At 69.3% G+C, this 12,817-nt stretch carries 15 protein-coding genes; 10 read left to right on the plus strand and 5 right to left on the minus strand.

Going from position 1 to position 12,817, the window contains the following annotated elements:
• Nucleotides 1-12 precede the first annotated feature (12 nt).
• Nucleotides 13-366 carry an ArsR/SmtB family transcription factor gene (locus DEI99_RS03125; protein ID WP_079238211.1) on the minus strand — a complete coding sequence of 118 codons (354 nt, stop codon included), beginning with the start codon at nucleotides 364-366 and terminating at the stop codon, nucleotides 13-15.
• A 116-nt stretch (nucleotides 367-482) separates the two neighbouring features.
• Between DEI99_RS03125 and DEI99_RS03130 the strand changes: the two genes are divergently transcribed.
• From DEI99_RS03130 to DEI99_RS03145, 4 genes are read left to right on the plus strand one after another with little or no spacing between them, the layout of a single operon-like run.
• Entirely contained in the window at nucleotides 483-1,871 is a 1,389-nt protein-coding gene (locus tag DEI99_RS03130; protein ID WP_079238212.1) for an FAD-dependent oxidoreductase, read from the plus strand.
• Nucleotides 1,871-3,274 (plus strand): arsenic transporter, encoded by a 1,404-nt coding sequence (locus tag DEI99_RS03135; RefSeq protein WP_284180936.1) that lies wholly within the window; start codon nucleotides 1,871-1,873, stop codon nucleotides 3,272-3,274. The genes DEI99_RS03130 and DEI99_RS03135 overlap by 1 nt, the downstream gene beginning before the upstream one ends.
• 20 nt (nucleotides 3,275-3,294) lie before the next feature.
• A complete protein-coding gene (locus DEI99_RS03140; RefSeq protein ID WP_079238213.1) occupies nucleotides 3,295-3,711 on the plus strand; it encodes an arsenate reductase ArsC in 417 nt (138 codons plus the stop codon).
• 20 nt (nucleotides 3,712-3,731) lie between these two features.
• Nucleotides 3,732-5,096, plus strand: a complete 1,365-nt coding sequence (locus DEI99_RS03145; RefSeq protein ID WP_111042542.1) for an FAD-dependent oxidoreductase — start codon at nucleotides 3,732-3,734, stop codon at nucleotides 5,094-5,096.
• Between the two features lie 137 nt (nucleotides 5,097-5,233).
• On the opposite strand, the gene DEI99_RS03150 is transcribed toward DEI99_RS03145, so the two are convergent.
• Genes DEI99_RS03150 through DEI99_RS03165 form a run of 4 tightly spaced genes read right to left on the minus strand, consistent with a single transcriptional unit; the run spans nucleotide 5,234 to nucleotide 8,554 of the window.
• Nucleotides 5,234-5,539 (minus strand): thioredoxin family protein, encoded by a 306-nt coding sequence (locus tag DEI99_RS03150; protein ID WP_079239173.1) that lies wholly within the window; start codon nucleotides 5,537-5,539, stop codon nucleotides 5,234-5,236.
• 51 nt (nucleotides 5,540-5,590) lie between these two features.
• Complete coding sequence (locus tag DEI99_RS03155) at nucleotides 5,591-6,091, minus strand: DUF4396 domain-containing protein (protein WP_079238215.1); 501 nt, start codon at nucleotides 6,089-6,091, stop codon at nucleotides 5,591-5,593.
• Nucleotides 6,092-6,098: 7 nt separating this feature from the next.
• Nucleotides 6,099-8,300 (minus strand): heavy metal translocating P-type ATPase, encoded by a 2,202-nt coding sequence (locus tag DEI99_RS03160; protein ID WP_079238216.1) that lies wholly within the window; start codon nucleotides 8,298-8,300, stop codon nucleotides 6,099-6,101.
• On the minus strand, nucleotides 8,297-8,554 hold the full coding sequence (locus DEI99_RS03165; protein WP_243648838.1) for a heavy-metal-associated domain-containing protein: 258 nt from the start codon (nucleotides 8,552-8,554) through the stop codon (nucleotides 8,297-8,299). Before DEI99_RS03165 ends, DEI99_RS03160 begins: the two co-directional genes overlap by 4 nt.
• Nucleotides 8,555-8,646: 92 nt before the next feature.
• Here DEI99_RS03165 and DEI99_RS03170 point away from each other — a divergent pair, with 92 nt between their 5' ends.
• The 6 genes from DEI99_RS03170 (at nucleotide 8,647) to DEI99_RS03195 (ending at nucleotide 12,815) form a co-directional block, all read left to right on the plus strand.
• Complete coding sequence (locus DEI99_RS03170; protein ID WP_181434500.1) at nucleotides 8,647-9,324, plus strand: hypothetical protein; 678 nt, start codon at nucleotides 8,647-8,649, stop codon at nucleotides 9,322-9,324.
• Between the two features lie 38 nt (nucleotides 9,325-9,362).
• On the plus strand, nucleotides 9,363-9,677 hold the full coding sequence (locus DEI99_RS03175; RefSeq protein WP_079238218.1) for a metal-sensitive transcriptional regulator: 315 nt from the start codon (nucleotides 9,363-9,365) through the stop codon (nucleotides 9,675-9,677).
• A gap of 95 nt (nucleotides 9,678-9,772) precedes the next feature.
• Nucleotides 9,773-10,216: a hypothetical protein gene (locus DEI99_RS03180; protein ID WP_096897504.1), complete on the plus strand. Its 444-nt coding sequence runs from the start codon at nucleotides 9,773-9,775 to the stop codon at nucleotides 10,214-10,216.
• 103 nt (nucleotides 10,217-10,319) lie between these two features.
• Complete coding sequence (locus tag DEI99_RS03185) at nucleotides 10,320-10,925, plus strand: DUF305 domain-containing protein (RefSeq protein ID WP_079238220.1); 606 nt, start codon at nucleotides 10,320-10,322, stop codon at nucleotides 10,923-10,925.
• A 270-nt stretch (nucleotides 10,926-11,195) separates the two neighbouring features.
• Entirely contained in the window at nucleotides 11,196-12,002 is an 807-nt protein-coding gene (locus DEI99_RS03190; protein WP_123937981.1) for a M23 family metallopeptidase, read from the plus strand.
• 198 nt (nucleotides 12,003-12,200) lie between these two features.
• Nucleotides 12,201-12,815: a cadmium resistance transporter gene (locus tag DEI99_RS03195; RefSeq protein WP_079238222.1), complete on the plus strand. Its 615-nt coding sequence runs from the start codon at nucleotides 12,201-12,203 to the stop codon at nucleotides 12,813-12,815.
• Nucleotides 12,816-12,817 lie beyond the last annotated feature (2 nt).

The raw sequence follows: 12,817 nt of genomic DNA on the forward strand, positions 1-12,817 counted from the left end.
CGCGGCCGAGGGTTAGCGCGTCGGTGCGGTGATGAGGCCGGCGAGGGTGTCGAGCGCGCCGGGGACGAGTGAGAAGTAGGCCCAGGTGCCGCGCTTCTCGCGGTGGAGGATCCCGGCGTCGACGAGCACCTTGAGGTGGTGTGACACGGTCGGCTGGGACAGCCCGAGCGGTTCCTGCAGGTCGCAGACGCACGCTTCCGCGCCCTCGTGAGCGGCGACCATCGAGATCAGCCGGAGTCGTGCCGGGTCGGCGATCGCCTTGAGCGACTTCGCGAGGACCTCCGCGGACGCCTGGTCCATCGCCTCGGTGGTGACGGGCGAGCAGCACGCGGTGACGTCCTGGATGGGAAGCAGTTCGATCGTCATGGGCTCATCCTCCCACGGACTTTGACACGCGTCTATATTTGCACTCATCGATATCGACGTGCTTCGATGTACGCGCCGGCCCTCGGCTCCCGCTCGATCCGTGAAGGACCAGCCTGATGACTCACCTCCTCGCCGTCGGCGGCAGCGACGCCGGCATCGCCGCAGCGCTCCGCGCCCGCGAACTCGACCCGACCACCGATGTGACGGTGGTCCTCGCCGACGAGTTCCCGAACTTCTCCATCTGCGGCATCCCGTACTGGGTCTCCAGCGACGTCGCCACGGAAGCGTCCCTCGCGCACCGCACCCGCACGGACCTCGAAGCCGCCGGCATGACCGTCCGCTCCTCCACCTGGGCTTCCGCAGTCGACGTCGACCGCCGCCGCCTCACCGTGACCAGTCCCGCCGGGGATGAGGAGATCTCCTACGACCAGCTGCTGATCGGCACTGGTGCTGAACCGGTGCGTCCGGCCGGGGTGCCGTTCGGGGAACCGGGCATCCACCTGCTGCACTCGATGACTGACGCCGAGCAGGTCGTCGCTGCCCTCGAGCTGCTGCCGGCGGGGAGCCGAGTGGCAGTAGTCGGCGCCGGGTACATCGGCCTGGAGATGACCGAAGGGCTCGTCGCCCGTGGCTTCGACACGACGCTGATCCAGCGCGGCCCGGAAGTGCTCTCCACCCTCGACCCCGAACTCGGTTCCCTCGCGACCGCCGAGGTCCGCCGACACGGCGCAACCGTCCTGACGGGGTTGACCGTCACCGGGATTACCCCGGCAGGCGGTGGGCAGTGGCGCGTCGCCACGACCTCCACGTCCGGTGACGCGGAGGGCACGTTCGCGCTCGTCGTGGTCTGTGTCGGTGTCCGCCCGGCCACGGGCCTTGCGGTCGCCGCTGGGGCACGGCTCGGGCAGGCTGGCGCGATCGTGGTCGACGAGTCCATGCGCACCGGGATGCCGCACGTGTGGGCGGCAGGTGACTGCGTCGTGACGCACCACCGCCTCCTCGGCACAACCTGGTTGCCGCTCGGTACGACCGCGCACAAGCAGGGTCGCGTCGCCGGGGAGAACATGCTCGGCGGCAGCAGGGTCTTCGCCGGCTCCGTGGGGACGCAAGTGGTGAAGGTGTTCGACCTCGTTGCCGCCCGCACCGGCCTCCGCCAGCACGAGACCGGCCCTCTGGACGTGTCGCCGCTGACGCGGGTGACGGTCGCGGATGACCACAAGCGGTACTACCCGGGCGCCGTCCCGCTGACGATCAGCGTCACCGGCGACCAGGCCACCGGTCGGCTCCTCGGCGCGCAGATCGTCGGTCAGCGGACCGCGGAGATCAGCAAGCGCATCGACACGTTCGCCACCGCCCTCCACGCGGAACTCACCGTGGACGACGTCATCGACCTCGACCTCAGCTACACGCCGCCGCTCGGGTCCCCGTGGGACGCCGTGCAGGTCGCCGCGCAGGGCTGGGAACGCGCCGCCGCTGCAGCGAACCAGGCCGGGGTGAGCGCCTGATGGTGATGGCTGTGGTCGCGGCGGCGATCTTCGTCGCGACGCTCGTGGTGGTGATCTGGCAGCCCAAGGGCTTCCCGATCGGCTACACCGCGCTCATCGGCGCCGTCATCGCCCTCGCCACCACCGTCGTCGGCCTCTCCGACGTCCCGACAGTGGTCGGGATCGTGTGGAACGCGACGCTGACGTTCGTCGCGGTGGTGCTGATCTCGTTGATCCTCGACGAGGCCGGGTTCTTCGAGTGGGCGGCCCTGCACGTCGCCCGCTGGGGCCGCGGCAACGGACGGCTGCTGTTCGTCCTGATCGTCGGCCTCGGTGCCGTCATCGCGGCGGTGTTCGCCAACGACGGGGCCGCGCTGATCCTCACCCCGATCGTCGTCGGGATGCTCCGAGCACTGAACATGCCGCGGAAGGCGGCGCTCGGGTTCATCCTCGCCACGGGGTTCATCGCCGACACCGGCAGCCTGCCGCTGGTGGTGTCGAACCTGGTCAACATCGTCTCCGCCGACTACTTCCACCTCGGCTTCGCCGAGTACGCCGCCGTCATGATCCCCGTCGGCATCGTCTCCGTCCTTGCTTCCCTCGGGATGCTGCTGCTCTACTTCGGCAGGAGCATCCCGAAGCGGTACGACGTTCTCGCCCTCACCAGCCCCGCCGCGGCGATCACGGACCGTGCGACGTTCCGCGCTGGCTGGGTCGTCCTGGCGCTGCTGCTGGTCGGCTACTTCGCCGCCGACCCGCTCGGCGTCCCGCTCGCGGCCGTCGCCGGCGTCGGAGCCGTCATCATCGTGCTCGTCGCCGCACGGCAGCCCGCGTTCCTCTTCGCCCGCGCCCAGGCCGCACCGGTTCTGGTCACGACCGGCGGTACTGCCACCGTCAGCGCAGGCAGCACCGGGCCGGGTGCTCCTTCGGGGCGGGTGATTCCGGTGTGGAAGACGATCCGGGAGGCGCCGTGGCAGATCGTGCTGTTCTCCATCGGCATGTACCTCGTCGTCTACGGCCTCCAGAACCAGGGCCTCACCGACCACCTCGCGACGCTGTTCGACGTGTTCGGTGACCACGGGGTCCTCGTCACCGCGCTCGGCGTCGGGTTCACCATCGCGATCCTCGCGTCCCTGATGAACAACATGCCCACCGTCCTCATCGCCGCCCTCGCCATCGGCGGTGCCGGCGCGACCGGGCTCACGTACGAGGTGATGGTCTACGCCAACGTCATCGGCTCCGACCTCGGCCCGAAGATCACCCCCATCGGCTCCCTCGCGACCCTGCTGTGGTTGCACGTGCTGGAGAAGAAGGGCATCCACATCGGGTGGGGGCAGTACTTCCGCACCGGCATCGTCCTCACCATTCCCGTCCTCGCCGTCACCCTCGCCGCCCTCGCCGGCTGGCTCACCCTCATCCACTGAACCCGGAAAGACACACACCCATGAGTGACAAGCCCACGATCCTGTTCGTCTGTGTCCACAACGCCGGACGCTCCCAGATGGCCGCCGGCTACGCCCAGGCCCTCGGTGGCGACCGCGTCGAGGTCCTCTCCGCCGGCTCCGAGCCGAAGGACCAGATCAACCCGATCGCGATCCAGGCGATGGCCGAAGAGGGCATCGACATCGCCGGCAACCAGCCGAAGATCCTCACCACCGACGCCGTCCGCGACTCCGACGCCGTCATCACGATGGGCTGCGGCGATGCCTGCCCGATCTTCCCCGGCAAGCGGTACGAGGACTGGGACCTCACCGACCCGGCGGGCCGCGGCATCGAGGACGTCCGCCCCATCCGGGACGACATCAAGCACCGCGTCCAGACGCTCCTCGCCGAGCTGCTGCCCACCGAAGCAACCGCGTAACGACCAGGAAGCCGCAGACCATGACGCTCACCCTCACCGTCCCACCCCGCACCGCCGCGGACCGCCTCACCGGACTCCCCGTTGCGGTCATCGGGGCCGGCCCCGTCGGGCTCGCTGCCGCCGCGCACCTCCTCGAGCGCGGCCTCGACGTCGTCGTCTACGAAGCTGGCCCGACGGTTGGGACGAGCGTCCGCGCTTGGGGGCACACGCGTCTGTTCTCCCCGTGGCAGTACGTCATTGACCCTGCCGCGCAGCGTCTCCTGGAAGCCACCGGCTGGGAAGCGCCTCGAGCGGCGTCGTTGCCCACTGGCCAGGACCTCGTCGACACGTACCTGGCGCCCCTGGCAGCGACCCCACAGCTCGCACCGGTGATCCGCTACGGCACCCGGGTGGAGGCGGTGTCACGGCAGGGCAAGGACCGCACCCGCTCCACCGGCCGCGCCGACACCCCGTTCCTGCTCCGCCTCCACACCGCCGACGGCGCGCACGACGTGAGCGCGCGTGCGGTCGTCGACACCTCGGGCACCTACACGTCCCCGAACCCCCTCGCTGCCGCCGGGCTCGCACCCGTCGCGGACCTCGGCGCCCGGGTCGTCCACGCACTGCCTGACGTCCTCGGCGCCGACCGGGCCCGGTTCTCGGGGAAGCGGGTCCTCGTCGTTGGTGCCGGCCACTCCGCAGCGAACACGCTCATCAAGCTCGCCAGCCTCGCCAAGACCGCGCCGGGTACCCACGTGCTGTGGGCTGTCCGGAACGCCGGCACAGCCCGGCTCGGCGCCGAGGCCGCGGACGGGCTCGCCGCCCGCGGTCAGCTCGGCTCCACCGTCCACGGGCTCGTCGAGTCCGGGCAGGTGCAGCAGATCGCCTCGTACGAGATCGACGACGTCCGACCCGACGGCGACCAGGTCACCGTCACCGGCCGCCGCGCTGGAGCGCCGTTCGCGGTGACCGTCGACGTGATCGTGAACGCGACCGGGTTCCGGCCCGACCTCGACATGCTCCGCGAGATACGGCTCGGTCTCGACGACATCGTTGAAGCACCCCGAGCCCTCGCACCGCTGATCGACCCGAACCTGCACTCCTGCGGGTCCGTGCCCCCGCACGGCGTCGCTGAGCTCGCGCATCCGGAGCCGAACTTCTTCATCGCCGGCATGAAGTCCTATGGCCGCGCACCCACGTTCCTGCTCCTCACCGGGTACGAGCAAGTCCGTTCCATTGCCGCGGAGCTTGCTGGCGACCGCGACGCTGCCCGGCTGGTGCAGCTCGTCCTCCCGGCGACCGGGGTGTGCAGCACCGATGTTGGCGGATCCTCCTCCTGCTGCGCCGCTCCGGCGGTTCCATCTCTGGCAGAGCCCGCAGCGTCGAGCTGCTGTACGGCGTCCTGACTGGGGATCCTTCTAACAACCACGGAGGCTCCAGGGCTCACGCTAACCACGGAGGCTCCAGGGCTCACGCCGGGACGCAGCTGAGCCGAGGGGCGAGGGCTCCCATCCCGATGACTGGCGAGAGCCCTCGCCTCGGGTCAGTTGGCGTGTTCGGCGATCGCGTCGCGGAGCTGGCCGAGGGTTGGGGAGCCCGCGAGCCCGTCAGGAGTGAGGTACATCCGGCATGACAGACCGGGCGGTCCGTCCGGTGTGGGGAATAGTGCAGCGCCGTCGATCAGCACCGACGGGGAGCCGTGGAAGTCCCAGGCTTCTGCCTCGGCTTGGGTTGCGATGAACTGCCGCGTCACCGTGACGTCGGAGCGTTCGGCCGCGATCGTGGCGAGGCGTTCTTCCGTGATCTGCCAGTTTGGGCAGCCATCGAAGTACTGCAGGGTGATCTGCATCGTGATGTTCATCTCTGAGCGCTGGTTCGGGTGCTCGGTGGGGTGCTGGTGTCAGTGGTGGCCGTGGACGACGGCGTGGCCGAGGCCGCGACTGATCATCCAACGGTTGATGGGGGTGGTGACGACGAATGCCACCGCCAGGGAGAACGCGAGCGACCCCCAGAACAGCCAGTTGTTCAGTTGCGCGTCCATGGCGCCGGGAACCGCGACGATGACGGTGTTATCGATGATCTCCATCACGGCGATGGAGACAGTATCGGCGGCGAGGGCGACCTTGAACGCGGCGGAAAAGCTCAGCCCGGACCGGATCACCCCGCGCATGGTGAGGGCGTAGCCGAAGATGAACGCGAGGACGATCGACAGGATGATCGTGCCGGTGTTGTGCAGACCGGTCGCGGTGCCGATGACCATGCCGAGCACTTCACCGATGGCGCAGCCCGTGAGGCAGTGCAGTGTTGCTTGCGCGGCCATCGACCACGTCGTCGGCGCATGACCGCCGTGGTTCTGGTGGCTGTCGTGGTCGGTCATGCTGTGGTGTTCGTGGGTGTCCATGTCGCTCCTATCGAGTGTGGAAGGTGCGGAGTCGAAGGCTGTTGCTGACGACGAAAACCGACGACAGGGCCATGGCTGCGCCGGCGATCATCGGGTTCAGCAGTCCCGCCATCGCGAGCGGGATCGCGGCAACGTTGTAGGCGAAGGCCCAGAACAGGTTCACCTTGATCGTGCCGAGGGTGCGGCGGGCGAGCGCGATCGCGTCCGCCGCGGCGCTCAGGTCCGCTCGGATGAGGGTGATGTCGGCGGCTTCCATGGCCGCGTCGGTGCCGCTACCCATCGCGATCCCAAGATCCGCGGCGGCGAGAGCGGCGGCATCGTTGACGCCGTCGCCGATCATCGCCACGGACCGGCCCTGCTGCTGCAGCCGGATGACGGTCCGGTACTTGTCTTCGGGTCGCACCTCAGCTTCGACGTCGTCGATGCCGACCTCGGCGGCGACCGTCCGGGCGACGTCTTTAGCGTCGCCGGTGAGCATGATCGTGCGCAGCCCCATGTCGTGCAGGCGACGGATCGCGTCCGGGCTAGTCGGCGCGATGGTGTCCGCGACGCTGATGACGCCGCGGGCTGCGCCGTCCCATGCGACAACGACCGCGGTCGCGCCGCCCCGCTCTGCGGTCCGGACCGCGTCCGTGACCGCTTCGGGGATGCTGATGGCCCACTGTTCGGCCAACCAGGCGGGTCGGCCGACGAACACGAGGGTGCCGTCGACGACGGCTTGGACGCCGAGCCCGGCGGTGGACTGGAACGATTCCGCGGTGGGGTGGTCGGTGGCGGCTGCGGTGATGGCGCGGGCGATCGGGTGTTCGGATCCTGCTTCCGCGGCGGCGGCGAGGGCGAGCACCCGGGTGTCGGTTTCCCCACCGACGGCGGTCACCTGGTGGACGCTCATCTTGCCGGTGGTGACGGTGCCGGTCTTATCGAGCACGACGGTGTCGATCCGGCGGGTGGCCTCGAGGACCTGGGGTCCGCGGATGAGGATCCCGAGCTGGGAGCCACGTCCGGTGCCGACGAGCAGCGCGGTCGGAGTTGCCAGCCCCAGGGCGCAGGGGCAGGCGATCACCAGGGTCGCAACGGCGGCGGTGAACGCGGCTTGCACGTCGCCGGTGAGCAGCAGCCACCCGACGAGGGTCAGCACCGCCAGGCCCATGACGATCGGGACGAACACGGCGGAGACCCGGTCGGCGAGGCGCTGCACCTCGGCCTTGCCGGTCTGCGCGGACACGACGAGCCGGCCGATGCGGGCAAGCTCCGTGTCGTGACCGACGCGGGTGGCTTCGACGATGAGTCGGCCGCCGACGTTCACGGTCGCACCGGTGACAGTGTCGCCGGGGCCGGCCTCGACGGGGACCGCTTCACCGGTCATCACGCTGGTGTCGATCGCGCTCGTGCCATCAGTGATGGTTCCGTCGGTGGCGATGCGTTCACCCGGACGGACCACGAACCGATCCCCGACCTGTAGTGCTGCGGTCGGCACCTCGGTTTCGACACCGTCTCGGAGCACCCGGGCAGTCGGTGCACCCAAGGCGAGGAGCGCCTGCAGGGCGGCGCCGGAGCGGTCCTTCGCGCGGGCCTCGAAGTACCGGCCGGCGAGGAGGAACACCGTCACCGCGGCGGCGACTTCGAAGTACGGCTCCGGAGCCGCGCCCGGGTGCGGGAACCAGGAGAACGCCATCCGCATCCCGATGTGCCCGGCGCCGCCGAACACCAGCGCCCAGACGGACCACACGGTCGCGGCGGCGACGCCGACGCTGACGAGGGTGTCCATCGTCGCGGCCCCATGCCGGGCGTTGATCGCGGCAGCACGATGGAACGGCCACGCACCCCACACAGCGACCGGCAGCGCCAGCACCAGAACGGCCCACTGCCATCCCGGGAACTGCAGGACCGGGACCATCGACAGCGCCACCACCGGGACGGCGAGCACCGTGGACACGATCAGGCGCCGACGCAGCGGCGCGAGCTCGTCGGTGTCCGCGCCGGCCGGTTCGGGCAGGTGCGCGCCGTACCCGGCCGCTTCAATGGTCCGGATCGCGTCGTCGACAGCGAGGTCCGCGGGGAGCGTGACGGAGGCGCTTTCGGTGGCGTAGTTCACGCTCGCGGTCACGCCGGGCAGCTTGTTCAGCTTCCGCTCGATCCGGTTCGCGCACGACGCGCAGGTCATCCCCTCGATGGTCAGCTCAACCGGCGGGGTGCTGGTCGTGGTCATGATGCGACCAACGTGTAGCCGGCCTCCTCCACAGCGGCGGAGACTTCCTCCTGCGGCAGGTTGCGGGTGCTGGTCACCCGAGCGGTGGAGACACCGCCGACGTTGAGGTCGATCGTCACGTCCGTGACGTCCGGCACGGCGGCGAGTTCCTCGTTGACACTCATCACGCAGTGCCCGCACGTCATGCCCGTGATGGCGTACGTGTTCGTCAGCTGCTCGCTCATCGTGGTGATCCCTTCGTCGTTCACGTTCATCAGGTACCCTAGGGGGGTACCGTAGCGAGTGTAACGCCGGTCGGGCGGATGTGTTCCCAATCCGCCGAACCGGCATCCGGAAAGAGGACGTGATGGCGAGCAGAACTGATCGGCGCGAAGAGGCGCGGCGGAAAGCCGCTGACCGCAGAGCGGAACAGCAGCGCAGTCGCACCCGCCGGTGGTGGCTGCTGGGCGCCGCCGTGGTCGTCGTCCTCGCCGCGGTCACCACGATCACGGTCGCCGCGCTGATCCGTGGCAACGACACGGCGCCAACAGCGTCCGGAGCGACGGCGGCACCGCCGTGGCCGGCCCCCGCGGATGCGGCGGCGCGGGCGAAGGCTGCCGGGCTCGAGGTGGCGGGGATGGAAGGTGCGGCGCTGCACACCCATCAGCATCTGTCCGTGTCCGTGGACGGGGAGCCGGTGGCGGTGCCGGCGAACATCGGCGTCGACGTGCAGCGGGGCGGCATGTCTGCACTCCACACCCACGACACCTCCGGCATCGTGCACGTCGAGTCCGCGAAGGTGCAGCCGTTCACCCTCGGACAGCTCTTTACCGAGTGGGACGTGACCTTGCGAGACGGGCAGGTCGGCGGGTACGTCGACGGGAAGAACGACCGGCACGTCGCCGTGTTCGTCAACGGCACCCGCACCACCACGCCGCTGCCGGATCTGGAACTGCAGGACCAGCAGGACATCGCCATCGTCATCACCCGTGGGTCCGGTACGCCGATCGCGCCGACCCCGTTCGATTGGTCGACGGCGGCATGAGCGCCGCTACCGTAATCGGTGAACCCCGAGGAGCGTCCATGACCGACACCACCGCGCCCGCAGCAGAGCACCACCACGGGTACATCACCGCGAAGGAGGACTACCTGAAACGGTTGCGCCGCATCGAGGGGCAAGCCCGCGGCCTGCAGCGGATGGTCGATGAGGAGCAGTACTGCATCGACATCCTCACCCAGGTGTCCGCGATGACGAAGGCGCTGCAATCCGTCGCGCTCGGCCTGCTGGATGACCACCTCGCGCACTGCGTCACCGACGCCGTCGCCGAAGGCGGCGACGAGGCGGCGGTGAAGCTGAAGGAAGCCTCCGACGCGATCGCCCGCCTCGTGCGCGCCTAACCAGCTCTCCGCCCGCCAGACGGGGCGGTTGTCCTCTCAGCGCTCGTCCTGCACCATAGAACCCGCACCCCGACCAGTCATCAGTACGGATCCGCATGCTCACCACCGCGAACACCACGCGCCGCCGCCTGCTGCTGCAGGCCACGGCGGTGCTGGCGTTGCTGCTGCTGGTCGGGTTCACGGTCCTGATGCACAGCATGCTCGGCCACGCGACCACCGGCGAGCACGCCATGACCGCCATGACGGCCGAGCACACCCACAGCGACGCAGCCGAGCACGCTGCCGCGCCGGCTGGCGCGGTGGTGAGCGTGCTCAGTGATGCTGGCTGCGATGGCGGCCTGTGCGCGCTGATGTGCTCCCTGATGGGGATGGCCTGCGCGCTGACGATCGCCCTGTTCGCGTGGGCGCTTCTGCGCACCCGGAACGGCGGGGTCCTCTACGTCCTCGCACGCCTCCTCGCCCTCGGGGACCGTGTCGCACGCCGCGTCGCGGCACCCAAGCCGCCATCACTGACGGCGCTGCAGATCATCCGTATCTGATCCATCCCCGGCGGGAGCGCTCCCTTCGGAAGCTCTCGCATGCCCAGAACACGGGCAGGTATTCGCCTGCCCGGAACACCTGACGCATCACGGGAACGGATCCATGAACACCACCATCACGCGCACCCTCGCGGCCACCGCCGCCCTCACCATCGGCCTCACCCTCGCCGGATGCTCCACCAACAACGCCGGCTCCTCGGACAACTCCTCCTCGTCGTCCTCGTCGTCCTCGTCGACGCACAATGACCAGGACGTGACGTTCACGCAGGGGATGCTGCCGCACCACAAGCAGGCCATCGAGATGAGCGACATGCTCCTCGCCAAGGGCTCCGACGTGGACCCCGACGTCGTCACGCTCGCGAAGCAAATCAAGGCCGAGCAGGCACCGGAGATCAAGACGATGACCGGCTGGTTGAAGGCCTGGGGCGAGCCCACGGAGATGTCGAGCATGTCCGGGATGGATCACTCCTCCATGTCGGGCGGGATGATGTCCGACGCCGATATGAACGCCCTCGACAGTGCCTCCCCGGCGGACGCCGGGAAGCTGTTCCTGCAGCAGATGGTCGAGCACCACACCAGCGCTGTCGACATGGCGAAGACCGAAGTCGATAAGGGCAAGAACACCGACGCGGTCGCGATGGCGAAGTCGATCGTGTCGAGCCAGACCGAGCAGATCAGCCAGATGAAGGACATGCTCGCGTCGATGTGACCCCGGCCGTGGGTCGCGGCGGTGTCCCCCCTCCCTGCCGCGATCCGCGACCGGCTTTCCCCCTCTCCCGCTCGAGCACCCCGCCGAGCGGCCCTGTTTCTTCTGACGTGCTCATCCCCGTCCGCCGTCTTTCTTGGAGCCTGCCTGTGCCCCAGCAGCACCCCCACACCCCCACTGCAACGCCGCTGACGCGCCGCGAAGCCCTCGCCGCAGAACGCGCCACACACCCCCGCTCCGCGGACGCCCCGCATCCGCCGGACCCCCGCTGTCGTGAGTCGGCCGCCGCTGCCCGCCGTGACGGTGGCCGCGCCGGCTCCGACGCGGACGTTCCGATCCCGGGCGCTGGCGGCGATTCCGCTGACCGGTGCTGCTGCGGCGATGGCGCTGTTCACCGCCGCGGCGCTTCCCGCGCAGGCATCTACCGGCCCCGCCGTCACCGTGCCCGGCGGCACCCCGTCCGCTACCGGGCAGAGCTTCACCGCGACCGGGCTGACCGTGACCGTTGACCGGGACGGCTACACCGTCACCAAGCCCGCCGTGAAGCCCGTGATCACCAAGACGACCACCAGCACCACGAACAGCGCCACAGCAGCGGCAGGTAGCACGGCTGCAGTCGCGCCCACCGGGACGATCGTGAACACCGGCGCCGGCGATATCCGCTGGCCCGTCGCCGGCAGCATCCGGGTCAGCTCCCCGTTCGGCCCCCGCCTCGCCCCGTGCGCGGCGTGCTCGTCGATCCACCAGGGCGCCGACATCACCCCCGGCGCCGGCACCCCCATCGGCGCCGTCGCCGCCGGCACCGTCCGAATCTCGGGCACCCACCCGGAGTACGGCCAGTACGTCATCATCGACCATCAGATCGACGGTCAGACCATCTCCACCCTCTACGCGCACATGATCTTCGGCTCGTCACCGCTGCATGCCGGGCAGAGCGTCGCCGTCGGGCAGCTCGTCGGCCTCGTCGGCAACACCGGCGCCAGCACCGGCGCCCACCTGCACCTGCAGGTCATGCTCGGCAGCAGCACCCCAATCGACCCCATTGCCTGGCTTACAACGAATGCCGGGCGCACCTTGTGAGCGGCGCCCACTCAGCCCGCTCCGCGGCAACCATCCGATCGCGCGCCGACGATCGCCTCCGGGCCGGCGGCAGCGTTGTGGAGAGCCGGCCGGCTGCACGTCGCCGATCATCGGTCGATACCGATATGATCGTCGTATGACGATCACTTGCCGGATGATGGTTCCCGTGTCTCGGCCGCCGCTTGTTGAGTCGAACCGATGATCGGCACGATTGCGGCGGCGGTGGGTCTCTTTGCTGCCACCAACATCGATGACGTCGTGGTCCTGACGGTTCTGTTCCTTGCATCGACGCGTGGAACGTTGCCGGGGTGGAAGGTCGTCGTCGGTCAGTACGCCGGCTTCATCGCCCTCGTCGCGATCAGTGTCCTCACTGCTGCGGGGCTCACCATCGTTCCGGACAAGTGGGTGGGACTGCTGGGGCTCATCCCCCTGGGTATTGGTCTGGTGGGGTTGGTCCGTGCTCTGCGACGACGCGGTGATGACGACGACGATGACGACGACTCGGCAGTGCGCGCCGGCGGGGTCCTCGGAGTCGCCGGGATCACCATCGCCAACGGCGCCGACAACATCTCCCTCTACACGCCGGTGTTCCGGACGACCCCGATCCCGGACACCGTGGTCACGATTGCGGTGTTCCTCGTGCTCGTCGCGGTGTGGTGCCTCGTGGCTCGCTTCGTGGGGACGAACAAGACCGTCACGGAAGCCCTCGAGAAGATCGAGCACTGGCTCGTGCCCGCCGTGTTCACGGGCCTGGGCCTCTACATCCTGATCGAGTCCGGCGTGATCGTGCGCCTCATCGACGTGCTCTCGTGAGA

The organism is Curtobacterium sp. MCLR17_036, from assembly GCF_003234445.2.
Taxonomy (GTDB): Bacteria; Actinomycetota; Actinomycetes; order Actinomycetales; family Microbacteriaceae; genus Curtobacterium.

Bases quoted from the DNA above. Each gene is read 5' to 3' on its own strand.
- DEI99_RS03125 (WP_079238211.1), bottom strand. From the start codon at position 366: ATGACGATCGAACTGCTTCCCATCCAGGACGTCACCGCGTGCTGCTCG.
- DEI99_RS03130 (WP_079238212.1), top strand. From the start codon at position 483: ATGACTCACCTCCTCGCCGTCGGCGGCAGCGACGCCGGCATCGCCGCA.
- DEI99_RS03135 (WP_284180936.1), top strand. From the start codon at position 1,871: ATGGTGATGGCTGTGGTCGCGGCGGCGATCTTCGTCGCGACGCTCGTG.
- DEI99_RS03140 (WP_079238213.1), top strand. From the start codon at position 3,295: ATGAGTGACAAGCCCACGATCCTGTTCGTCTGTGTCCACAACGCCGGA.
- DEI99_RS03145 (WP_111042542.1), top strand. From the start codon at position 3,732: ATGACGCTCACCCTCACCGTCCCACCCCGCACCGCCGCGGACCGCCTC.
- DEI99_RS03150 (WP_079239173.1), bottom strand. From the start codon at position 5,539: ATGCAGATCACCCTGCAGTACTTCGATGGCTGCCCAAACTGGCAGATC.
- DEI99_RS03155 (WP_079238215.1), bottom strand. From the start codon at position 6,091: ATGGACACCCACGAACACCACAGCATGACCGACCACGACAGCCACCAG.
- DEI99_RS03160 (WP_079238216.1), bottom strand. From the start codon at position 8,300: ATGACCACGACCAGCACCCCGCCGGTTGAGCTGACCATCGAGGGGATG.
- DEI99_RS03165 (WP_243648838.1), bottom strand. From the start codon at position 8,554: ATGAACGTGAACGACGAAGGGATCACCACGATGAGCGAGCAGCTGACG.
- DEI99_RS03170 (WP_181434500.1), top strand. From the start codon at position 8,647: ATGGCGAGCAGAACTGATCGGCGCGAAGAGGCGCGGCGGAAAGCCGCT.
- DEI99_RS03175 (WP_079238218.1), top strand. From the start codon at position 9,363: ATGACCGACACCACCGCGCCCGCAGCAGAGCACCACCACGGGTACATC.
- DEI99_RS03180 (WP_096897504.1), top strand. From the start codon at position 9,773: ATGCTCACCACCGCGAACACCACGCGCCGCCGCCTGCTGCTGCAGGCC.
- DEI99_RS03185 (WP_079238220.1), top strand. From the start codon at position 10,320: ATGAACACCACCATCACGCGCACCCTCGCGGCCACCGCCGCCCTCACC.
- DEI99_RS03195 (WP_079238222.1), top strand. From the start codon at position 12,201: ATGATCGGCACGATTGCGGCGGCGGTGGGTCTCTTTGCTGCCACCAAC.